This window comes from Sphingobium sp. JS3065 (assembly GCF_026427355.1).
Taxonomy (GTDB): domain Bacteria; phylum Pseudomonadota; class Alphaproteobacteria; order Sphingomonadales; family Sphingomonadaceae; genus Sphingobium.
The window spans coordinates 2,363,646-2,385,084 of sequence record NZ_CP102664.1 but is presented as its reverse complement, the minus strand read 5'-3'; the positions used below and the strand labels follow the sequence as shown (position 1 = coordinate 2,385,084).

General features: G+C 66.1%; 26 protein-coding genes and 1 pseudogene. 17 read left to right on the top strand and 10 right to left on the bottom strand.

Annotated features, from left to right (window positions below; translation table 11 throughout):
• Positions 1-5: 5 nt before the first annotated feature.
• The gene (locus NUH86_RS11620; RefSeq protein ID WP_267249651.1) at positions 6-815 is read right to left on the bottom strand and encodes an ABC transporter substrate-binding protein; all 810 of its coding nucleotides are present in this window, start codon (positions 813-815) and stop codon (positions 6-8) included.
• A gap of 38 nt (positions 816-853) precedes the next feature.
• Between NUH86_RS11620 and NUH86_RS11615 the strand changes: the two genes are divergently transcribed.
• On the top strand, positions 854-1,849 hold the full coding sequence (locus NUH86_RS11615) for a FecCD family ABC transporter permease (protein WP_267249650.1): 996 nt from the start codon (positions 854-856) through the stop codon (positions 1,847-1,849).
• Positions 1,843-2,622, top strand: a complete 780-nt coding sequence (locus tag NUH86_RS11610) for an ABC transporter ATP-binding protein (protein ID WP_267249649.1) — start codon at positions 1,843-1,845, stop codon at positions 2,620-2,622. The genes NUH86_RS11615 and NUH86_RS11610 overlap by 7 nt, the downstream gene beginning before the upstream one ends.
• Positions 2,623-2,631: 9 nt before the next feature.
• On the opposite strand, the gene NUH86_RS11605 is transcribed toward NUH86_RS11610, so the two are convergent.
• Positions 2,632-3,831: a penicillin-binding protein activator gene (locus NUH86_RS11605; protein ID WP_416365324.1), complete on the bottom strand. Its 1,200-nt coding sequence runs from the start codon at positions 3,829-3,831 to the stop codon at positions 2,632-2,634.
• A 23-nt stretch (positions 3,832-3,854) separates the two neighbouring features.
• Here NUH86_RS11605 and rsmI point away from each other — a divergent pair, with 23 nt between their 5' ends.
• From rsmI to NUH86_RS11585, 4 genes are all read left to right on the top strand, one after another.
• Positions 3,855-4,697: a 16S rRNA (cytidine(1402)-2'-O)-methyltransferase gene (rsmI, locus tag NUH86_RS11600; protein WP_416365323.1), complete on the top strand. Its 843-nt coding sequence runs from the start codon at positions 3,855-3,857 to the stop codon at positions 4,695-4,697.
• Positions 4,694-5,047 (top strand): YraN family protein, encoded by a 354-nt coding sequence (locus NUH86_RS11595; RefSeq protein WP_267249647.1) that lies wholly within the window; start codon positions 4,694-4,696, stop codon positions 5,045-5,047. Before rsmI ends, NUH86_RS11595 begins: the two co-directional genes overlap by 4 nt.
• 134 nt (positions 5,048-5,181) lie before the next feature.
• Positions 5,182-6,159, top strand: coding sequence for a glutathione synthase (gene gshB, locus NUH86_RS11590; protein WP_267249646.1), 978 nt, complete (start codon positions 5,182-5,184; stop codon positions 6,157-6,159).
• A 16-nt stretch (positions 6,160-6,175) separates the two neighbouring features.
• Positions 6,176-6,775, top strand: a complete 600-nt coding sequence (locus NUH86_RS11585) for a DedA family protein (protein WP_267249645.1) — start codon at positions 6,176-6,178, stop codon at positions 6,773-6,775.
• On the opposite strand, the gene NUH86_RS11580 is transcribed toward NUH86_RS11585, so the two are convergent.
• Positions 6,772-7,668, bottom strand: a complete 897-nt coding sequence (locus NUH86_RS11580; protein WP_267252118.1) for a tyrosine recombinase XerC — start codon at positions 7,666-7,668, stop codon at positions 6,772-6,774. The genes NUH86_RS11585 and NUH86_RS11580 overlap by 4 nt on opposite strands.
• Before the next feature lie 66 nt (positions 7,669-7,734).
• Between NUH86_RS11580 and NUH86_RS11575 the strand changes: the two genes are divergently transcribed.
• From NUH86_RS11575 to nadC, 4 genes are all read left to right on the top strand, one after another.
• Positions 7,735-8,613, top strand: a complete 879-nt coding sequence (locus NUH86_RS11575) for an MBL fold metallo-hydrolase (RefSeq protein WP_267249644.1) — start codon at positions 7,735-7,737, stop codon at positions 8,611-8,613.
• 99 nt (positions 8,614-8,712) lie between these two features.
• Complete coding sequence (nadA, locus tag NUH86_RS11570; protein WP_267249643.1) at positions 8,713-9,699, top strand: quinolinate synthase NadA; 987 nt, start codon at positions 8,713-8,715, stop codon at positions 9,697-9,699.
• Positions 9,699-9,884 (top strand): hypothetical protein, encoded by a 186-nt coding sequence (locus NUH86_RS11565; RefSeq protein ID WP_267249642.1) that lies wholly within the window; start codon positions 9,699-9,701, stop codon positions 9,882-9,884. Before nadA ends, NUH86_RS11565 begins: the two co-directional genes overlap by 1 nt.
• Positions 9,881-10,729: a carboxylating nicotinate-nucleotide diphosphorylase gene (nadC, locus tag NUH86_RS11560; protein WP_267249641.1), complete on the top strand. Its 849-nt coding sequence runs from the start codon at positions 9,881-9,883 to the stop codon at positions 10,727-10,729. The genes NUH86_RS11565 and nadC overlap by 4 nt, the downstream gene beginning before the upstream one ends.
• Positions 10,730-10,776: 47 nt before the next feature.
• Here nadC and NUH86_RS11555 read toward each other — a convergent pair whose 3' ends face one another.
• The 3 genes from NUH86_RS11555 to NUH86_RS11545 all read right to left on the bottom strand — a co-directional run bounded on the left by NUH86_RS11555 (position 10,777) and on the right by NUH86_RS11545 (position 14,063).
• Positions 10,777-11,496 (bottom strand): dienelactone hydrolase family protein, encoded by a 720-nt coding sequence (locus NUH86_RS11555; RefSeq protein WP_267249640.1) that lies wholly within the window; start codon positions 11,494-11,496, stop codon positions 10,777-10,779.
• A 79-nt stretch (positions 11,497-11,575) separates the two neighbouring features.
• Entirely contained in the window at positions 11,576-12,592 is a 1,017-nt protein-coding gene (locus tag NUH86_RS11550) for a 50S ribosomal protein L11 methyltransferase (protein WP_267249639.1), read from the bottom strand.
• 139 nt (positions 12,593-12,731) lie between these two features.
• Positions 12,732-14,063: a methyl-accepting chemotaxis protein gene (locus NUH86_RS11545; protein WP_267249638.1), complete on the bottom strand. Its 1,332-nt coding sequence runs from the start codon at positions 14,061-14,063 to the stop codon at positions 12,732-12,734.
• 254 nt (positions 14,064-14,317) lie between these two features.
• On the opposite strand from NUH86_RS11545, the gene sdhC reads away from it, so the two are divergent.
• The 7 genes from sdhC (at position 14,318) to aat (ending at position 19,340) form a co-directional block, all read left to right on the top strand.
• Positions 14,318-14,650, top strand: a complete 333-nt coding sequence (gene sdhC, locus NUH86_RS11540) for a succinate dehydrogenase, cytochrome b556 subunit (RefSeq protein ID WP_416365322.1) — start codon at positions 14,318-14,320, stop codon at positions 14,648-14,650.
• Positions 14,650-15,039 (top strand): succinate dehydrogenase, hydrophobic membrane anchor protein, encoded by a 390-nt coding sequence (sdhD, locus tag NUH86_RS11535; RefSeq protein ID WP_267249636.1) that lies wholly within the window; start codon positions 14,650-14,652, stop codon positions 15,037-15,039. The genes sdhC and sdhD overlap by 1 nt, the downstream gene beginning before the upstream one ends.
• A complete protein-coding gene (gene sdhA / locus NUH86_RS11530) occupies positions 15,039-16,841 on the top strand; it encodes a succinate dehydrogenase flavoprotein subunit (RefSeq protein WP_267249635.1) in 1,803 nt (600 codons plus the stop codon). Before sdhD ends, sdhA begins: the two co-directional genes overlap by 1 nt.
• Before the next feature lie 63 nt (positions 16,842-16,904).
• On the top strand, positions 16,905-17,378 hold the full coding sequence (locus NUH86_RS11525; RefSeq protein ID WP_323748985.1) for a metalloregulator ArsR/SmtB family transcription factor: 474 nt from the start codon (positions 16,905-16,907) through the stop codon (positions 17,376-17,378).
• Positions 17,375-18,070 carry an aquaporin gene (locus NUH86_RS11520; RefSeq protein ID WP_267249634.1) on the top strand — a complete coding sequence of 232 codons (696 nt, stop codon included), beginning with the start codon at positions 17,375-17,377 and terminating at the stop codon, positions 18,068-18,070. The genes NUH86_RS11525 and NUH86_RS11520 overlap by 4 nt, the downstream gene beginning before the upstream one ends.
• Positions 18,036-18,443 (top strand): arsenate reductase (glutaredoxin), encoded by a 408-nt coding sequence (gene arsC / locus NUH86_RS11515; RefSeq protein WP_267249633.1) that lies wholly within the window; start codon positions 18,036-18,038, stop codon positions 18,441-18,443. The genes NUH86_RS11520 and arsC overlap by 35 nt, the downstream gene beginning before the upstream one ends.
• Positions 18,444-18,575: 132 nt before the next feature.
• Positions 18,576-19,340, top strand: coding sequence for a leucyl/phenylalanyl-tRNA--protein transferase (aat, locus tag NUH86_RS11510; RefSeq protein ID WP_323748984.1), 765 nt, complete (start codon positions 18,576-18,578; stop codon positions 19,338-19,340).
• A 35-nt stretch (positions 19,341-19,375) separates the two neighbouring features.
• Here aat and NUH86_RS24725 read toward each other — a convergent pair.
• The 4 genes and pseudogenes from NUH86_RS24725 to NUH86_RS11490 all read right to left on the bottom strand — a co-directional run.
• Positions 19,376-19,546 (bottom strand): annotated as a pseudogene (locus NUH86_RS24725) (DUF2155 domain-containing protein); the annotation flags it as partial.
• Between the two features lie 227 nt (positions 19,547-19,773).
• Entirely contained in the window at positions 19,774-20,172 is a 399-nt protein-coding gene (locus tag NUH86_RS11500) for an NADH:ubiquinone oxidoreductase subunit NDUFA12 (protein ID WP_267249631.1), read from the bottom strand.
• 45 nt (positions 20,173-20,217) lie between these two features.
• Positions 20,218-20,727, bottom strand: coding sequence for a DUF192 domain-containing protein (locus tag NUH86_RS11495; protein WP_267249630.1), 510 nt, complete (start codon positions 20,725-20,727; stop codon positions 20,218-20,220).
• 78 nt (positions 20,728-20,805) lie between these two features.
• Positions 20,806-21,330: a regulatory protein RecX gene (locus tag NUH86_RS11490; RefSeq protein ID WP_267249629.1), complete on the bottom strand. Its 525-nt coding sequence runs from the start codon at positions 21,328-21,330 to the stop codon at positions 20,806-20,808.
• Positions 21,331-21,439 lie beyond the last annotated feature (109 nt).

Below are 21,439 nucleotides of genomic sequence, written 5' to 3'. Positions count from 1 at the left end.
ATACCCTAATGCCGTGGCGCAGCGTTGAGCTGCGCCACGATAGAGCGCGCGGCCTCGACATAAGCGGGGCCGCCGCACACGGTCCATGCCTGGGGCAGGCGGATGCGCGGGATCGAGCGCAGGATCGGGTGGTGCAGCATTTCCGTCCCCTGATCGACGACCTGTTCGCTGCCGCTCTCCACGATCAGCCAGTCCGGGCGGGCGGCGATCATCTCTTCCAACGGAAGCTGCGTCAGAGCGGGCTTCCCCAGCTTCCCCGCCAGATTGACCAGGCCCGCGCGCCGCATCAGGTCATCGACCAGCGTGCCGGTGCCGGTCATATAGCCGCGCCGCTGATAATAGGCGGCAACCCCGCCGCGCCCGGCCCGGGGCAGGGCCGCAAGATCGCGGCTCATCTTCGCGATCAAGGCCTCGCCCCGTTCGGGATGGCCGACCGCCGCCGCCACCTGCCGGATTTGCGTCAGGATCATGGGATAGCTGTCCGCGCTGGCCAGTCCCAGAGTTCGCCACTGTCCCGGAGGCGCGCCCACGACGCTGTCGCCGGAAGGAAAGCCGACCAGCAGATCGGGCCGGAGCGCCAGCACTTCCTCGGCAGGCCGGTTGAGCGTCCGAAAACGGCGCGCCTTGCCGATGGCAGCCGACAATTCCGGATCATGGCCATAGGGGCTGAGCGCGGCGATCTGCGCCGCGTCGGCCAGCGCCAGCACATATTGGTCCGCGCAGGTGTTGAGCGATACGATCTTTTTTGGCGGCGCGGGCGCGGCACCGGTCAGAGCCAGTCCGAAGAATATCGCCAAGATCGCCTTGCCCCGCATGACGCAGGCCTTAGCAAGCCTATGCCGGGACGCAAGCCGTGAGCACCCGGCGCCATCCTCTGCTGATCCCCGCCCTCATCCTGCTGGCCCTGCTTGCCGCCTTGGGCTCCCTCACCCTCGGCGCGGTGCCGCTCTCTCCGGCGCGCATCTTCGCGGTCCTCAGCGGCGGCGGCGACGATGTAGCCCGCGCCATCCTGATCGACCTGCGCCTGCCGCGCATGCTGCTGGGCCTGATCGTCGGCGCGATGCTGGGCCTGTCGGGTGCGGCGCTTCAGGGCTATCTGCGCAATCCCTTGGCTGAACCGTCCGTGCTGGGCGCATCCAATGCCGCAGCCCTTGGCGCTGTCGGCGCGCTTTATTTCGGCCTGGCGCAGATGCACCCGCTGGCGCTTCCGGCCTTGGCCATAGTGACCAGCCTGATCGGCATCGGCGCGCTGTTCCTGCTGGCCGGTCCTGCGGAAAGCCCGCTCACCCTGATCCTTGCCGGTATCGCCATCGCCACGCTGGCGGGGGCGGGGATCAGCCTGTCGCTCAATCTTTCGCCCAATCCCTTCGCGGCGATGGAGATCATGAGCTGGCTGATGGGCAGCCTGGAAAACCGCGCCTATGGCCATGTCTGGATCGCGCTGCCCTGCGTGGCGGTCGGGGCGGCGCTGCTGATCGCGGACGGGCGCACGCTCGACGCGCTGACGCTTGGCGAGGATGGCGCGCAGGCGCTCGGCATCGATCTGCGCCGGGCGCGGCTGCGGCTGATGCTGGGGGTGGCCATCGGGGTCGGCGGCGCGGTGGCGGTGTCGGGGGCGATCGGCTTCGTCGGGTTGATCGTGCCGCATCTGGTGCGGCCGCTGACCGACCGTTCGCCCTCCGCGATCCTGCTGCCCTCCATGCTGGGCGGCGCTGCGCTGCTGACGCTGGCGGATATCGGCGTGCGGCTGATCCCGACCAGCAGCGAACTCAAGCTGGGGGTGTTGACGGCGTTGCTGGGCGTGCCCGTCTTCCTGATCCACCTGATGCGGGAGCGGCGGCTATGGTGACGATCCACGCGCAGGGCCTGTCCGTCCGCCTTGGCCGTCATCCGGCGGTGAACGGCATCGACCTTCATCTGGAGCCGGGGCAGCTTGTCGGCGTCATCGGTCCCAATGGCGCGGGCAAGTCGACGCTGATTCGCGCCATGCTGAGCCTCGTAAAGCGGGAGAGCGGTTCCGTCCTGATCGACGGCGCCGCCAGTGCACGATTGACCCGGCGGGAAATCGCCAGGCGCATCGCCTATCTGCCGCAGGGCCAGACCCTGCACTGGCCGCTGGCGGTGGAGCGGCTGGTGGCGCTGGGCCGGATGCCGCATCTGGGGCCTTTGTCGCGCCTCTCGGCGGAGGATGAAGCGCTGATCGACGCCGCGCTGGCCCGCGCCGATGTGCTGCATCTGAAGGGGCGGGTGGCGACCGAACTGTCAGGCGGGGAGCGTGCCCGCGTGCTGCTGGCCCGCGCCCTGGCGGTCGGCGCGCCCGCTTTGATCGCGGATGAGCCGCTGGCCGCGCTCGATCCGGGGCATCAGATCGATGTGATGGATCTGCTCAAGGGCGAGGCGAAGGCTGGTTCGCTGGTCGTCACCGTTTTGCACGATCTCAGCATGGCGGCACGCTATTGCGACCGGCTGGTGCTGATGGATCGCGGTTCGCTGGTGGCGGACGGCGCGCCTCTGGACGTGCTGACGGAGGAGAGGCTTGCCCGCGTCTACGGCATTTCCGCCCGCATCGACGCGAGCGGAGACTGGCCGCTGATTTTGCCCACCGGGCGGGTCAAAGGCTGACCTCAGCCGCTACTCCGCGAAGGCTCTGGGCGCTGGCGCGACCACCGTGAAAGCGCCGGCCCCGATTTCGGAAACCTCCAGCGCCCGCTCGGCAATGCCGTCGCGTCCGAAGCGGAACGCCCCGTCGATCCCCGCAAAGCCGCCCGCATCGCGCAGCCGCGCCGCCGGGAAGGTCGTGCCCGGCTTCCAGTCCCGCGCGATCCGCACCGTCAGCAGCACCGAATCATAGCCCAAGGCCGACAGCCGGAACGGCGCATTGCCGTAGCGCGCCCGATATTTGGTCGCGAGCTGGCCGTAGAGGCCGTCCGAAACGCTGGCGAACCACGCCCCGCGCAGCACCGGGCTGGACGCCAGGCCGCTGTCGGTGTTCCACAATTCCGTGCCCAGCAGCCGCGCCGTCCCGCCGCCATTCTTCCGCACGATGGGCGCGACCTGCATCGCCACCCGGCCGCTGTCCGCGATCAGCAGCGCGTCATAGCTGGACGAGGCCTGCAATTTCCTGACCGCCGCCGTGATCGAGGCGGCCGACCGGTCGAAGGTCTGCATCGACACCACGGTCCCGCCCGCACCCTCTACCGCGCGCAGCAGGGCGGTGCCCGCCCGCTCGCCATAGACGCCCTTGGGCACCAGCGCGGCGAAATGCGACAGCCCCTTGCCCTTGGCGAATTCGACGACGCGCTCGATCGACTGGTTGGGGTTGTAGCCCATGATGTAGACGCCGTTGCCCGCGACGCTGGTGTCGTTGGAGAAGCTGATCACCGGCACGTTCGCCCGCGCCGCGATCGGCCCGACGATCCGCGCATCTTCCGCCAGCAGCGGCCCCAGGATCAGCTTGTTGCCGTCCGCCAGCGCCTTGTTCGCCGCCGCCGCCGCGCCCGTGCCGGTGTCATAGGTGGTGATGCGCACCTTGTCGGCCTTGGTATCCAGCAGCGCCAGCGTGGTCGCGTTGGCGATGGATTGACCGACGCCTGCATTGGGACCGCTCATCGGCACCAGCAGCGCGACCCGGTGGCGCAGCGTGTCGGTGGGCAGGCCTTCGGTCACGTCGGGGCCGGTCTGGGTCGGGCCGGTCTGGACCGGGCCTGGCCCCTTGGGCACGATGGACTGACAGGCGGCGACCAGCAAAGCCGTCGCGGCGAACAAAATCCGCCCGGCGCGTTGCATTGAAGCGAACAAGTCCGCTTGCCGGGGGGCATCCGTCTCTGTCATCTGGCGTCCTTATGGAAACTGATATGAATCTGGGTTCTTCGGGGCTTGAGGCTGGGCTTTACATCGTTGCAGGGCCGATCGGCAACCTTGGAGACCTTACCCCCCGCGCGGCGGAAGTCCTGCGGCTGGCCGATGTGGTCGCCGTGGAAGATACACGGGTCAGCGCGCGTTTGCTGCGCCATGCCGGGTCGGACCGGCCGATGGTGCCCTATCACGACCATAGCGCCGAAGGAGTGCGCGCCCGGCTGATCGAGCGGATGGCGAGCGAATCGGTGGCGCTGCTGTCGGACGCGGGCACGCCGCTCATCTCCGATCCGGGTTACAAGCTGGTCCGCGATGCCCGCGCCGCCGGTCGCAGGATCACGACGTTGCCCGGCCCCAGCGCCGTCATCGCCGCGCTCACCCTGTCGGGCCTGCCGACCGACCGTTTCCTGTTCATGGGCTTCCTGCCGTCGAAGCAGAAGGCGCGGGGCGATGTGTTGGGTGAGGTGGCTTCCCTGCGCGCCACGCTGGTCTTCTACGAAAGCGGCCCGCGCCTCTCGGAAAGCCTTGCCGCCATGGCCGAGCATCTGGGCGACCGCGAAGCCGCCGTCTCCCGCGAGATCAGCAAAACCTTCGAGGAAACGGCCACCGGCACCTTGAACCAACTTTCCGCCCGCTATGCCGACGCGCCGCCCAAGGGCGAGATCGTGGTCATCGTCGGCCCGCCGGGAGAAGCGCCCCCGGCCAGTGCGGAGGATGCCGACGCCGCGCTTCTGGAAGCGATGGAGCGCCTTCCCATCTCCAAGGCGGCGGGCGAGGTCGCGAAGAAACTCGGCCTCGACCGCCGCGCCCTTTATGACCGCGCGCTGGAACTCAAAGCTTGAAGAAGCAGGTAGCCGAAAAGCGGGGACGGCAGGCGGAACGCATCGCCGGCTGGTGGCTGCGGCTGAAGGGCTGGCAGATCGTCGGCCGCCGGATGCGCACGCCCGCGGGCGAGGTCGATCTGGTCGCCCGGCGCGGCAGGATGCTGGCCTTCGTCGAGGTGAAGGCCCGCGCCACCGGCGCCGATCTCGACCTCGCCATAGACGAACGCCGCCTTTCGCGGGTGGCTGCGGCGGCGGAAATCCTCTTCCACGACCTCGCAAAACCGGGGGATGACATGCGAATCGACGTGATGCTCCTTGCGCCGGGCCGTCCGCCGCGCCATCTGGCGAATGTCTGGCATGGGGGATAGCGTTCTATCACTCATCCCGTTCGCCCTGTTCCAGCGAGCCGCTTGTCTCGTTGGAATGTCGAAGGGTTGTACTTCTCTTCAAGAAAGGGAGGGGCTTCGAAAGGCTCAGCCCGAACGGTAGGAAAAGATAGTCGATGACCACGCAGCTCAACCCGCTCACCGTCGCCGTGCAGATGGACCCGATGGAAGGGATCAGGATCGGCGGCGATTCGACCTTCCACATCATGCTGGCGGGGCAGGCGAGGGGGCACAGCCTTTATCATTATCTCGCCACCGACCTCACTTACCGCGACGGCCGCGTGCTGGCCAGGGCGCGCCCGGTGAAGGTGCAGAAGGTCGAGGGCGATCATTATGTCTTCGGTGAGCCGGAGATGCTGGACCTGGGCCGCGATGTCGATGTGGTGCTGATGCGGCAGGATCCGCCCTTCGACCTCAGCTACATCACCGCCACGCACCTTCTGGAGCGGGTGCAGGAAGAGACGCTGGTGGTGAACGACCCTGCCTCCGTCCGCAACGCGCCGGAAAAGCTGTTCGTGCTCGATTATGCGCGCTTCATGCCGCCGACCATGATCACCCGCGACCTGGAGGAGGTGAAGAGCTTCCTTGCCCAGCATGGCGAAGTCGTGGTGAAGCCGCTTTACGGCAATGCGGGCAACGCTGTCTTCCATGTCGGGCGGTCCGGCGCGAATCTCTCCGCGCTGGTGGAACTGTTCAACGCCTCCTGGGTCGAACCCTTCATGGTGCAGGCCTTCATTCCCGGCGTCGCGGAGGGCGACAAGCGCATCGTGCTGGTCGACGGCGAAGTCGCGGGCGCGGTCAACCGCATCCCCGGTGCGGGCGAAATCCGCTCCAACCTCGCCGTCGGCGGTTCCGCCGCGAAGACCGTACTGACCGATCGCGAGCTGGAAATCTGCGAAGCCCTTGGCCCGGAACTCAAGCGGCGCGGACTGCTGTTCGTCGGCATCGACGTGATCGGCGGCGAATGGCTGACGGAGATCAACGTGACCTCGCCCACCGGCATCGTCTCCATCGACGCCTTCAACGGTACGGATACCGGTGGCATGATCTGGGACGCCATCGACGCTCGGCTGGCGGCGCGGGCGGCCGCTTGAACCGTCCCGCCGGATCATGACCGACTGGGTTCTCCGCCTGATCGACGCGGGCGGCTATTGGGGCATTTTCGCCCTGATGATCATAGAGAATGTGTTTCCGCCGATCCCGTCCGAACTCATCATGGGCATTGGCGGCATCCGCGTCGGGCAGGGGCGGATGGACATGGGCTGGCTGTTGTTCGCGGGCACGGCGGGCACGACCGTCGGCAATTATTTCTGGTATCTGATCGGCCATATATTGGGTTTCGGCCGCCTGAAACCGCTGGTCGACCGTTATGGCCGCTGGGCGACGCTGGAATGGCATGACGTCGAAAAGCTCGATCACATCTTCGGCAAATATGGGCAGATCGTGGTGTTCGTCTTCCGCTTCATGCCCGCCTTCCGCACGATGATATCGCTGCCCGCCGGGCTGTTCCGCATGGGGCATGCGCGCTTCCTGCTCTGGACCATGGGCGGCGCGCTGGTGTGGAATATCATCCTTGCCTATGCGGGCTACATACTGGGGCAGAATTTCCGCGACATCGACAAATATGTGGGGCCGGTGGCGACGGCCTGCGTGGTGGGGGCCGTCATCTTCTATCTCTGGCGACTGGCGACCTGGAAGCCGCGCGGCTAAGCCCGCGGATGCGCGTTCCGGTAGATATCGAGGAGATGCGCCGCATCCACCTGCGTATAGATTTGCGTGGATGACAGGCTGGCATGGCCCAGCAGTTCCTGCAACGACCGTAAATCCGCCCCGCGCCCCAGCAGATGCGTCGCGAAACTGTGCCGCAGCGCATGCGGCGTCGTCCGGTCGGACAACCCCAGCCGCCCCCTGGCCCCCTGCACCGCCCGGCGAATCAAAGCGGGGGACAGCGGACCGCCCCGCGCCCCCCGGAACAAGGGCGCGTCCTTCTCCTGCCTGAAGGGACAGAGCGCCACATAGCCCTCCATCGCGCTCCGCACCTGGGGCAGCAACGGCACGATGCGCGTCTTGCCCCGCTTGCCCGTCACCCGCAGCGTCTCGCCCAGCGGCAGCACCACCCCGGTCAGACCCAGCGCCTCCCCGATGCGCAGGCCCGCCCCATAGAGCAGCAGCAGCACCGCCCAGTCCCGTGCGCCGATCCATTCTTCCCGCGCCGTTTCGGCAATGTCCCCGGCCAGCGCCACGGCCTCGTCAGGGGATATCGGGCGGGGCAGGCCGCGCTTCACGCGAGGCCCCTTCAGCATCGGCACCCGCGCATCCTCGCCGCCGACGAACCTCAGGAAGCCGCGCACCGCCGACAATTCCCGCGCCGCCGACACATTGCCGATGCCGTCCATCCGCCGCACCGTCAGGAAGGCGCGCAGGTCGGCCTGATCGATCCCCGCCAGCATCGCCGCCGTCACCGTTTCGCCGCGATGCTCCTCCAGAAAGGCCACCAGCCGCTCGGCGGTCGCCACATAGGCGCGCACCGTATGCACCGAACGCCGCCGGTCGAGCGCCAGATGCCGCCGCCATTGTTCGCAAAGATCGCCCGAAGCCGCCATGGCGACCATAGTAGAGCAGGGGATCGCCCTTGAAAACCGCCCGAAAATGGGCACATGGGATGGGATATGGCAACTCCCTTCGATCTGGCCGACCTTCCGACCGGCACGCTGATGCGGCTTTCCCCGCTGGTGGCCCGCGTGCTGGCGCCCAACCCCTCGCCCTTCACCTATACGGGCACGCAGACCTATGTGGTGGGCGGGGATGATGTGGCGGTGATCGATCCCGGCCCGGACGACCCCGCGCATCTCGACGCGCTGCTGGCGGCGATAGGCGGCCGTGCGGTCAGGGCGATCCTCTGCACCCACACCCATCGCGACCACAGCCCCGCCGCCGCGCCGCTGAGCGCGCTGACCGGCGCGCCCGTCATCGGCTGCGCGCCGCTGACGCTGGACGATGACGGCCCCCGCGCCGACGCCGCCTTCGACGCCGCCTATCGCCCGGACCGGGTGCTGAAGGACGGCGAACAGATGGGCGGGGAGGGCTGGACGCTCGCCGCCGTGGCCACGCCCGGCCATACCTCCAACCATCTCTGCTTTGCGCTTCTGGAGGAAAGGGCGCTCTTCACCGGGGATCATGTGATGGGCTGGTCCACCAGCATCGTTTCGCCGCCCGACGGGGACATGGCCGCCTATATGGCCTCGATGCAGCGGCTGCTGGAGCGGACCGACAAGGTTTATTATCCGGCCCATGGCGATCCGGTCGACAATCCGCAGCGGCTGGTGCGCGGCATGATGGGCCACCGCAAGCAGCGCGAAGGCCAGATTGTGCGCTTCTTGGAACGCAACGGCGCGTCGGAAATCCCGGCCATGGTTACCGAAATGTACAAGGGCGTCGACCCGCGCCTGCACAGCGCGGCGGGGCGCTCCGTCCTGGCCCATCTGATCGACCTCGACGGACGCGGCATCGCCGCCGTGACGGGGGACGGGCGATGGCAGTTGCGCTGAAAAACGCCATGCCGTCCCGATCCCCCGTCAACGAGATGCTGGCCAACGAGCGCAACCCCCGCTAGGGGCGCGCATGGAGGCCTGAGAGGAGTGAGGCACATGACTGCGATGACCACCATCCCGCAGGGGATCGACCTGCGCGCGGAGATCGACCGGCTGCGCAAGGAACGCAACGCCGTCATCCTGGGCCATTATTATCAGAAGCCGGAAATCCAGGATCTGTCGGATTTCGTCGGCGACTCCCTCGAACTGTCGCGCAAGGCGGCGGAGACGGACGCGGACGTCATCGCCTTTTGCGGCGTGCGCTTCATGGCGGAAACGGCGAAGATTCTCTCCCCGGAAAAGATCGTCGTCCTGCCCGACATGGACGCCGGTTGCAGCCTGGAGGACAGTTGCCCGCCCGCGCAGTTCAAGGCCTTCCGCGAGGCCCATCCCGATCATATCGCGCTCAGCTACATCAACTGCTCGGCGGAGGTGAAGGCGCTCAGCGACATCATCGTCACCAGTTCCTCGGCGGAAAAGATCCTGTCCCAGATTCCGAAGGAGCAGAAGATCATCTTCGGCCCCGACAAGCATCTGGGCGGCTATCTGAAGCGCAAGCTGGGCCGCGACATGCTGCTCTGGCCGGGCGTCTGCATCGTGCATGAGGCGTTCAGCGAGACCGAATTGCTGAAGCTGAAGGCCCAGCACCCGCAAGCGCCCATCGCCGCGCACCCGGAATGCCCGCCCTATATCGTTGACCATGCCGATTATGTCGGATCGACCAGCGGCATATTGGAATTTTCCAAGACCATGCCCGGCGATACGCTGATCGTCGCCACCGAACCGCACATCATCCACCAGATGCAGAAGGCGGTCCCGGACAAGACTTTCATCGGCGCGCCCGGCGCGGACGGCAATTGCAACTGCAATATCTGCCCGTACATGGCGCTCAACACGATGGAAAAGCTGTACCTTGCGCTCCGCGACCTCCAGCCGCGCATCGAGATGGACGAGGAACTGCGCCTCGGCGCGAAGAAGAGCCTTGACCGTATGCTCGCCATGGCGAGCGGCACGGTGGGGCAGGGGGATTTGGGGGCGCGCTGATGGAACCCATGGTCACGGCTGTGGGGGTCGCGCGCCGCCATAATATATCGGACAAGAGATTGCGGGGCATCTTGCGCCGGGATTGGCCATGGGCCAGGCGCAAGAATGACTTCTGGACTTTCCCGGCCGACAGCGAACAGGCAGCCATGATGGAAATGATCGCGAAACGGCTGGCCGGATCATGAGCTTTGCGCTTCCCGGCTTCGACCTCGACGCCTTCGTCGCCTCCACTCTGGCGGAGGATCTCGGCCCCGACGGCCGCGATGTGACCAGTGAGGCGGTGATCCCCGCCGACGCCATCTTCGACGGAGTGATGGACAGCCGCGACGCGGTGACGCTGGCGGGCCTGCCGATCGCCGCCGCCTTCTTCCGCGCGCTGGACCCGGATGTGGAGATCGAACTGCTGAAGCAGGATGGCGACCGTGTCGCGGCAGGCACCGACATCATGCGCATCCGGGGCAAGGCCCGCGCCATGCTGACCGCCGAGCGATCCGCGCTCAACACCGTCCAGCATCTGACCGGCATCGCCAGCCTGACCCGCGCCTATGTCGACGCGATCCTGGGCACCGGCGCGACCCTGCTCGACACGCGCAAGACCATTCCGGGCCTCCGCCTGCTGGAGAAATACGCTACCCGCATGGGCGGCGCGACCAACCACCGCATGGGGCTATGGGATGCGGCGATGATCAAGGACAATCATGTCGCCGTCGCCGGATCGGTCGAGGAAGCCGTCCGCCGCGCCGCCGCCGCCGGCATCGCCAGCATCATCGTGGAGGTCGACCGCGTCGACCAGATCGAACCCGCGCTCGCCGCGGGGGCCACGCACCTCCTGCTCGACAATATGGACGCGCCCACCCTGCGCGGCGCGGTCACGCTGGTCGGCGGACGGGTGCCGACCGAAGCGTCGGGCGGCGTCACGTTGGAAACCATTCGCGCCAAGGCGGAAACCGGCGTCACCTATATCAGCGTCGGCCGCCTGACCCAGTCGGCGCCCGCCGCCGATATCGGGCTGGATTTCGCCTTTGCTTAAAGTTGCGGCGTCCCCCACCTGAAGAGCCGCCGCCATCGGCTGTCAGTTCATGCGAATAGGTCGCCCAGGAAATCGACCATCGAACGGAAGCTGCGCCGGTCGGCGTCGGGCTGATAGGCCAGGCCCCTTTCCGGCATTTTCGCATCATGGTCGGTGAAGGCGTGGCCGGTGCGGCCATAGGCGTGGATTTGCCAGTCGCAGCCGGCGTCGGTCAGTTCCTTCGCCAGTGCGACGGTGGATTCCGGCGGGGCGATCGGGTCGTCCCAGCCGTGGCAGACCAGCAATTTCGCCGTGATCCTCGCATTGGGGAAGGGCGGCGCTTCGTAGACGCCGTGGAAGCTGACGCCGCCCGCGATGTCGGCGCCGGAACGGGCCAGGTCGAGCACGCATCGACCGCCGAAGCAGAAGCCGATGGCGGCGGTGCGGCTCTCGTCCGCTTCGGGCAGGGATTTCAGCAGGGCATGGGCGGCGTTCACCCGGTCGCGCAGCAGGGCGCGGTCCGCGTTCAGTTCGGCCATGTAGCGGCCCATGTCGGGATCGGCGCGGGTGGTGCGCTTGCCCTGACCGAAGACGTCCACGACCAGGACGGTGTAGCCCAGCGCCGCGACCTTTTCGGCATAGGCGAAATCGGCTTCCTTGGTGCCCAGCACATTGGGGAAGAGCAGAATGGCAGGGCGTGGGGAGGGGGCCGCATCATCGAGCACCGCCATGCTCTCGAACAGGCCGCCGGGGCCTTCATGCATGGTGACGCGGCGGACGATGGTCATGGCGTGGTTCCTCATTTCTAGGTGAGTCGGGAGGCGGTAATAGGAGGCATTGGGGTCGGCAGGTTTGGCGGATAAGGCGTCAAAGACTGCCATATCCCGGAGCTTCGCCCCGCGCGTTGCCGTCGATGCGGGTCGGGCGTTTCCAGCCGATGCGGGGGCGTTTGCGCAGGCGAAGCGTCGGCCAGTCGCCCCGGTCGGCGCGTTCGGCAAGGCGCATGCCCTGGGCGCGATAGGCGGCGAGGACGGCGTCGGCCTGTTCCTTGAGCAGGCCCGCCAGCACGATCGTGCCCCCTTCCTCCACCAGCGCGCAGAGCGACGGCGCGAGTTCGATCAGCGGCCCGGCCAGGATGTTGGCGATCAGCAGGTCATAGGGCGCGCGCGTGGCGATGGCCGGGTGATCGACGCCCGCCGCCGTATAGAGGGCGAGCTGGCCCTGCCCCTTGCCCGTCGCGATGCCATTGGCGGCGGCATTGGCGGCGCTGATCTCCACGGCGACCGGATCGATGTCCGACGCCGTCGCATAGGCCCTGGGCCAAAGGTGCAGCGCCGCGAAGGCGAGCAGGCCGGTGCCGGTGCCGATATCCGCGACATTGCCGAATCGCATGCCGACGCGGCGCATCCGGTCGAGCATGACCAGGCAGCCCGCCGTGGTTTCATGCTGGCCGGTGCCGAAGGCGCGGCTGGCCTCTATCAGGAAGTTGACGTGGCCGGGCGCCGCCGGGTCGCCGGGAAGGTTGCGGACGTGGAAGCGGCCTGCGGTGACGGGTTCCAGGCCCTGCTGGCTCAACGTCACCCAATCTTCGTCGGGCAGTTGTTCGACCTGCGGCCTTGTGCCGGCGGCGCTGGGGACGAGGGACCGGAGCAGCTTGATCGCGGCGGGGCCGGGCTGGCCCTCGAAATAGGCGTCGAGGCGCCACTTGTCTTCATTGTCCGGTTCCGCCTCGCTGGTCATCAGCACGGGCGGGCGGTCCATCAGCGCGAAGGCGGCGATATCGCCGTCCAGCGCTTCCGCCTCGGCGCGGGTGCAGGGGAAGGTGACTTTCCAGCTTTGCGCCTTGGACTCGCCGGGCGCGGTGGGGGGGACGGCTTCGTTCATGCCGCCGCCTTTAGACCTTTGCGGGAAAGAGGGAAAGCGGGTGGTGGATTGTAAGCTTTGGGTGGAGAGCGGACGTTCAGTTTTCCGTTCGGGCTGAGCGAACGGATATCTAATGTCCGCCATTGGCCAAAACCGGCCGTCAGGCTACCTGCTTGCCGAAGTCGGAGGAGGCGGCGCGCAAGCTGGAGAGCTTGCCTTCCACGCTCATGAAGCCGCGTTCGAGCTGGTCGATTTCCGACGCCACCACTTCCGTATCCTGGCGGATCGCGCTGATGGTCGAGGACATGGAGTCGGCGGCCAGCGCGGTTTCGTCCACCGCCGCCGTGATCATCGTCACCGTCTGCGCCTGCGCGTCCATGGCGTGGCGGATGCGTTCGGCGCTGGCCTGAACCTCTCCCACCGTGTCGCGGATGCGTTCGTTGGTTTCGACCGACTGGCGAGTCGACGCCTGGATGTCGGCGATCTTGCCCGCAATCTCGTCCGTGGCGCGGGCGGTCTGGTTGGCGAGGCTCTTCACCTCCTGCGCGACCACGGCGAAGCCGCGTCCGGCGTCTCCGGCGCGGGCCGCCTCGATCGTGGCGTTGAGCGCGAGCAGGTTGGTCTGGCCCGCAATGTCGCGGATCAGGCCCAGGATCGATTCGATCGACTTGGCATGTTCGGACAGGGTGGTGGACATGGCGACGGCATCGCCGGACTGGCGCGCGGCGCGCTGGGCGACGCCGGCGGCGCTTTCCACCTCGGTCCGGGCATCTTCGATGGCGCGGATCAGGCCGGCGGACGTGCGGGCGGCTTCGCGCATGGCGAGGGCGGATTGCTCGGCGGCGGCGGCGACTTCCGACGCCTTGCCCAGCATGCCGCGGGTGGCGGCCGACGCATCCTTCGCCTGTTCACGCAGCGATTCGCCCAATTGCGACGCGCCGTCGATTTCTCCCACGATCCGCTGTTCGAACATCGTGCCGAAGCGCTGGCGCTCGTTGCGCTGGGCTTCGGCCTCGTCGCTGGCGAGCACATTTGCCATCAGGCCAGCGTCGACCATGCTCACCTGCATCATGATATGGATCAGCCGGCGGCGGTCCGCTTCCACTTCCGCGCGTTGCCAGATAAGGTCGATCAGCTTTTCGTTTGCCGCCGCCACGGGCAGCAGCACCGCGCGCAGCGGCGCGCCCTGCTTGCGGGCATGGCGCACGCAGGCGACGGAGGACAGCGCCCATTCGCCCGCTTCATAATAGCCCAGCTTCTGGCGCACATATTCATGCGCCTCCGTCTCGATCTTGGCGAGCGTGGACGGGCTGAGCTTGTTCCGCAAATTCGCGTGATCAAGATAGGAATCGAAAAAGGTGCGCGCAGCCACCGTCATATTCTCGCCCACCAGGTCGCGGATCTGGCGCAGGCCCTTCGCCAGCTCCCCATGCGGGTCGACCTCCCTCATCATCGTCAGGATGGTGCTTTTGGGAATGGCGGCTGAAGTCATGTGCGGCAGAACCCCAAATTGGTCTCTTGGTCCCGTCGGGTGATAGCGCCATTTGGTTAATCACTTCTTAGCCCATGACGGCCTGCTGCCCTTTATCGATCCATCGCCTGGTCAGGGCGGCTTGCCCTCTTCGCGGATCGCTCCTAAGGGGACGGGACTCGAGGGACAAACATCAGGGACGTAGGGAAGATATGGCGCGAACCACGAGCCGGCCGCTCTCGCCGCATTTGACGATCTGGAAATGGGGCCCCGCAATGGCCGTCTCCATCATGCACCGCGTGACCGGTAACGGTCTGGCGACGGCGGGGGCATTGGGTCTGGTCTGGTGGCTGATGGCCGCCGCCTCCGGCCCGGAAGCCTATGCGACCTTCGTGACATGCGCGACATCGCCTATCGGCTATCTGGTGATGGCGGGATTGAGCTGGTTCTTCTTCCAGCATCTCTGCTCCGGCTTGCGCCATTTCGTGCTCGACATGGGCGCGGGCTATGAGCTGACGAACAACAAGCTCTGGTCGGTGCTGACCTTCGTCCTGTCGACGCTTCTCACCATCGCCTTCTGGGCCGCCATCTGCACGGGGAAATTCTGATGGGTAACGGAACCGGAATCGGTCGCGTCCGCGGTCTTGGATCGGCCAGGCATGGCGCGCATCACTGGCTGGCGCAGCGCTATACCGCCATCGGCAACCTGTTGCTGGTGCTGTGGCTGCTGTTCAGCCTGATCGCCCTGCCGGGCCTGGATTATCACAGCGTCGTGGGCTGGATCGCCCATCCGCTGGTCGCGGTGCCGCTGATGCTGATGGTCGTCAGCATCTTCTGGCACCTGCGCCTGGGCATGCAGGTGATGCTGGAGGATTATGTCCATGACAAGGGTCTGGCGTTCCTCTCCATGCTGCTGCTGAACTTCTATGCCTTTGGCGGCGCGGCCGCGGGCGTCTTCGCGATCGCCAAGATCGCCTTCACGGGGATCGTCGAATAATGAGCGAAGCCTACAAGATCATCGACCACACCTACGACACGGTCGTCGTGGGTGCTGGCGGCTCCGGCCTGCGCGCCACCATGGGCAGCGCGGAGGCGGGCCTGAAGACCGCCTGCATCACCAAGCTGTTCCCGACCCGCAGCCACACTGTGGCGGCGCAGGGCGGCATCGCGGCGTCGCTGGGCAACAACTCGCCCGACCACTGGACCTGGCACATGTACGACACCGTCAAGGGGTCTGACTGGCTGGGCGACCAGGATGCGATCGAATATATGGTGCGCGAGGCGCCCGCCGCCGTGATCGAGCTGGAACATGCCGGCGTGCCGTTCAGCCGCAACGACAATGGGACGATCTACCAGCGTCCCTTCGGCGGCCACATGCAGAATATGGGCGCCGGGCCGCCGGTGCAGCGCACCTGCGCCGCCGCCGACCGTACCGGCCATGCGATGCTGCACGCTCTGTATCAGCAGAGCTTGAAGTACGACGCCGACTTCTACATCGAATATTTCGCCCTCGACCTGATCATGGAAAATGGCGAGTGCCGGGGCGTGATCGCCCTCTGCATGGAAGACGGCTCGATCCACCGCTTCCGCAGCAAGGCGGTCGTGCTGGCGACGGGCGGTTATGGCCGTGCCTATTTCTCCGCCACTTCGGCGCATAGCTGCACCGGCGACGGCGGCGGCATGGTGCTGCGCGCTGGCCTGCCGCTCCAGGATCTGGAGTTCGTGCAGTTCCACCCGACCGGCATTTACGGCGCGGGCGTACTCATCACCGAAGGCGCGCGCGGCGAGGGCGGCTACCTCACCAATTCCGAGGGCGAGCGCTTCATGGAGCGCTATGCGCCGTCCGCGAAGGATCTGGCGTCGCGTGACGTCGTCTCGCGCTCGATGGCGATGGAAATGCGCGAGGGGCGCGGCGTGGGGCCGAACAAGGATCACATCTTCCTGCACCTCGACCATATCGATCCCAAGGTGCTGGCGGAGCGTCTGCCGGGCATTACCGAAAGCGGCAAGATTTTCGCGGGCGTGGACCTCACCCGTCAGCCGCTGCCGGTGACGCCGACCGTCCACTACAATATGGGCGGCATCCCCTGTAACTATCATGGACAGGTGGTGACCAAGGTCGGCGACGATCCGGAAGTCGTCGTGCCGGGCCTCTATGCGGTCGGCGAAGCGGCCTGCGTGTCGGTCCATGGCGCGAACCGCCTGGGTTCCAACTCGCTGATCGACCTTGTCGTGTTCGGCCGCGCCACCGGCCTGCACCTCAAGGAAACGATCAAGCCCAACGGCTCGCACCGTCCGCTGCCGAGCGATGCCGCCGATCTGGCGCTGAGCCGCCTCGATCATTATCGCAACGCCAAGGGCGGCTCACCCACGGCGAAGATCCGTCTCGAAATGCAGCACACCATGCAGAAGCATGCCGCCGTGTTCCGCGACAGCGCGCTGCTGGCCGAGGGCGTCACCAAGATGACGCAGGTCAACCAGAGCTTGGCTGATGTTGGCGTATCGGATCGCTCGCTGATCTGGAACACCGACCTGATCGAGACGCTGGAGCTGGACAACCTGATGTCGCAGGCGGTCTGCACCATGGTCAGCGCCGAAAACCGCAAGGAAAGCCGCGGCGCCCACGCGCATGAGGATTTCCCGAACCGCGACGACGCCGAATGGATGAAGCACACCGTAAGCTGGTTCGAAGGCTGGGGCGGCAAGAGCGGCAAGGTGACGCTCGATTACCGCCCGGTGCACGATTACACGCTCACGGACGAAGCGGAATATATCAAGCCCAAGGCCCGCGTTTACTAAGATGCGCTGTCATGGGAGATGAGAAGAGGGCGGGCCGCAAGGTTCCGCCCTTTCTTTTCGGGAATGCCGCACGCCTTCACTCATCCCGGATGCTTGCCACATCAACATTTCTATATTATTCGAAATATCGAAATGAAGAGAGACGATTCCGCGATGTCGCAAATGCGCATGGACTCGCCGGATGGGCGTGCGCCGATGTTTCTGCCCGATGCCGTCGAAGCTCTTTCGGCGCTTGCTCACCTGCACCGCCTGGCCGTTTTCCGGCTGTTGGTGCAGGCTGGCCCGGATGGCCTTCCAGCCGGTGAAATTGCTCGTGAAGTCGGGGCGTTGCCCAACACCTTGTCCACCCATCTGACGATTCTGGCCCAGGCCGGATTGATCCAGTCACGCCGGGAAGGGCGGTCGATCATCTATTCGGCCGACTATGACGGCATGCGCCGCCTGCTGGCCTTTCTCGTCGCCGATTGTTGCGCCGGGCGCCCGGAAATTTGCGGTTTCCTTACCGGCATGGCGGCAAGCTTTTGCGAACCCCGATGAATCAGGCAAGGAGATTCGCGGCCGAATGCGTCGGAACGGCGATGCTGCTCGCCGTCGTCATCGGTTCGGGCATCATGGGCGAACGCCTTGCCGATGGAAATATCGCCCTGGCCCTGCTGGGCAACAGCATCGCGACCGGAGCGGCCCTTGTGGTATTGATCCAGATATTCGGTCAGGTGTCGGGCGCGCACTTCAACCCAGCCGTCACCATGATCGCCGGCCTGCGTCGTCAATTGCCCCTGTCGACAACCGCACTGCATGTCGCGGCGCAATTCGTCGGCGCCGCCACTGGCGTCTGGATGGCGCATGCCATGTTCGCGGAACCGCTGATGCAGATTTCCCCAAAGCTGCGCGATGGCCCAGCGCAGGGATTTTCGGAGTTCGTGGCGACCTTCGGCCTCATCGGCACCATCCTTGGAACGGAACGGTCGCGGCCGGCCTTCGTCCCGCTTGCCGTGGGTCTTTACATCACCGCCGCCTATTGGTTCACGGCTTCGACATCCTTCGCCAATCCGGCGGTGACGGCCGCCCGCACCCTCACCGCCAGTTTCGCCGGGATTGCGCCAGCCTCCGCACCCTTGTTCATCGCGGCGCAGCTTTTGGGCGCGCTGGCGGCGACCGTCTTTTTCACATGGTTATTCCAAGAGGATGTTCGCGATGAACGATGCATTCCCCATCACGATCTACCATAATCCCGATTGCGGCACGTCCCGCAATGCGCTGGCGATGATCGAGGCGGCTGGATATCGCCCGGAGATCGTCGACTATCGCCTCATCGGCTGGACCCGTCCGCAACTGGAGCAATTGTCCGCCGCCATGGCCATGGCGCCTCGCGCCCTGTTGCGTGAAAAGGGAATGCCCACGTCGCAATTGGGCCTGCTGGAGGATGGCGTATCCGACGCCGACATCATCGATGCCATGGTTGAACATCCGATTCTGGTGAACCGGCCGATCGTCGTTACGCCCAATGGAGTGAAGCTGTGCCGCCCATCAGAACGGGTGCTTGACCTTCTCGACAAACGGCCGGAGCATTTCGTCAAGGAAGATGGCGAAATCCTGTTCTGAACGGATGGAGCAGATTCCGATCCGGACCGCATCGGTTCGGCTGCTCCAGGCTTTTGCTTTGCCGCGGTTTGCCTGGAAAACGTTCCATATCGGGCTGGCGCACCGCGTCATCTCGTTCTAAGTCTTTCCCTGATGACGATTGATCCGCTGGTGCTGTTGCAGGCCTATGCCATCGGCGTGTTTCCCATGTCGGATGACCGGGAAGCGGACGAGGTGTACTGGATCGAACCCAAGCGCCGGGCGATCATGCCGCTCGACGGCTTCCATATCTCCCATTCGCTTGCCAAGACGATCCGTCGGGAGAGGTTCCGCGTCACCGCCAATCGCGACTTCGCGGGGATCGTCCAGCTTTGCGCGCAGGCCGCCCCGGACAGACCCTCGACCTGGATCAACCATCCGATCGAGCGCGCCTACCGCCATTTGCATGAAATCGGTTTCGCCCACAGCGTCGAGGTGTGGGAGGGGGAGGAACTGGTCGGCGGCCTTTATGGCGTGGCGCTGGGCCGGGCTTTCTTCGGCGAAAGCATGGTGTCGCGGCGGACCGATGCGTCGAAGGTGGCGCTGGCCTGGCTGACGGCGCGGATGCGGTTCGGCGGCTTCACCCTGCTCGACTGCCAGTTCATGACCGATCATCTGCGATCGCTGGGCGCGATCGAAATCAGCCAGCGCGACTATCTTCAATCGTTGGAAGGGGCGCTCGACGGCGTGGCGCTGGGGGCGGGACGCGGCGTGTTGGCGGGCGGCTCCGGGGTCTGGGCCGCGCTGGCATTTTCGCCGCTGGCCGGGGATGACTGGGCAGGTCCGCCAGCCGATACCTCCCCCTTGTCGCCCAGCTTCACCGTGTCGGGGCCGGTTTCGGGCCATGACATCGTGCAGCTTCTGACCCAGACGTCATAGATCGGGTGCTGCACCACATTGCGGTCGGGCCGTTCCCTGAACAGCCAGCCGGAGAAATTGCGGCGCCATTTATTGTCGGCAGTGCTGCGCACGTCCAGTTGCACGAAAGCGCCGGTTTCCTGGACATTTTCCCAGGGCGCTGTTGTTTCGCAGGCTTGCAGCCGGACGATGGCGTCGCCCACGCGCAGCGCTTCGCCGGGCTTCATCCGCAGGTCGGTGGTGATGCCGTTGCGCTTGTTGAGCAGGCCGATCACCGCCACCCGCTCGTTCATCGGCGTGCCGGTCAGGGCCGACTCGCCGCCATCGCGGATCTTCTGCCCTTCGATGCGGACGGGGCCGGTCCGGTTTTCCGTCGGCATGTCGTCGCCGCCGCAGCCCGCGAGGATCAGCGTGCAGCCGAGAATCGGCAGGAAGCGTCCCGCCGGGCGCCGCGTCATGATGCGTCGGGGCTCCACGCCTCATAGTCGCCGGTCGCCTTCTGGCGCTGGCCGCCCTTTTCCAGCGCGCCCGATGGGCGATAGGCCTGGGCCGTGCCTGTGGCGTTGGGGGTGAAGTCCTTTTCCCAGATGCGTGGCGGCGGCAGGAAGCTTTCCGGTACGCCCTCGATCGAATGATGCAGCCAGCCGTGCCATTCGGCGGGCACGCGGCTGGCGTCATTGGGGCCGTTATAGATGACCCAGCGGCGGGTCAGGCCATTGGGGTCGGTGCCGCCTTCATAATAGACATTGCCCTGATGATCCTCGCCCACCTTGCTGCCCTTGCGGGAGGTGTAGAGCGAAGTGCCGATGGTCGCGCCATCCCACCAAGTGAAGATCTTGCCAAGGATTCCCATGGGCGAAGCGCTTAGCCGCTGGGGCTGGCGCTTGGCAAGGGCGGATCAGTCGCCGGGGCAGAAATTGAGGGGGTTTGACGGTGCGGGGGCGTCGCAATCGCCCCAGTTGACGCGGTCGCCTTCCCGGATGTCGAGTTCAGCCGCGCGGCCGCCGCGCAGTTCCAGGACGGCGGCGACCGGGATGCCCGCCGATACCGGCTCGCGGGAATAGGGGGCGGCGTTGGCCTTCAGATAGGCGATGCTGCCGTCGGTGTGGATGAACAGCATGTCGAGCGGGATCAGCGTGTTCTTCATCCAGAAGCTGGCGGTGCGGGGCGGTGACATGGGGAAGAGCATGCCGGAATCGGGTGCGAGCGATTTGCGGAACATCAGGCCCTGTTCCTGCTGCTGTTCGGAAAGGGCGACGTCGACGGTGAAGCGGTGGGTGGCCTTGGCGGTGCGGATGGTGAGTGGGATGCTGGTCTGCCGGGCGGCGATGGTCGTGTTTTCGGCTTTGGGAGCGGACGGGGAGCAGGCGGTGAGGAGGGCCGCGAGGAGGAGGGGGAGGGGCTTCATGATTATGGCGTATCGCAGCTTCACCATTAAAAACAGCGTGCTCCTGCGAAGGCAGGAGCACGCCGTGCTTCATGTAATTTATTCCTCCGCTTCCGGCACCTCCCCCGGCGGGGCGTCGGTCCAGCGGCGGGCGGTGGCGTAATTGTGACCGGCGCGCAGGAAGGCGGCGATCCATTTTGCGCGCTGTTTCGGGTCCGGGCGCGCTTGCGCATAGGGGCCGATGCGCTTGCGGCGGGCAAAGCGGTCGGCGGCGCTCCAGGCTTCGTTTTCCGTCTGGCTGTCGGCTTGCTCGCGGTCAGCCTCCGCTATGCCGTCGGCGCGCAGCGTTTCGGCAACGCGGCGAGCGCCATAGCCGCGGCGGGCAAGCGAGGCGCTCTTCATCACGGCATAGCTGGCGTCGTCGACATAGCGCAGTTCGCTCAGCCGATCGACCAGCGCCTGCGGGTTGGCGGGGTCTTCGCCCCCCCAGCCGCGTTCCTTGACCTTGCGGCTCAGATAAGCGAGCAATTTGGCGCGGCTGGTGGCGAAACGGCTGACATAGCGCAGCGCCAGTTCGCGCAGCGCCTCTTCATCGAGCGGGGGAGGGAGGCGTTTATCGGCCATGGCAATGCTTCATGCCCGTTGCGCCTTGATTATGCCACAGTCGGGCCGGAATTTTACCGCCCCTTTCAGGGTAAAAGCCCAAGCTGGAATGCAACTATCCGGTGCAATG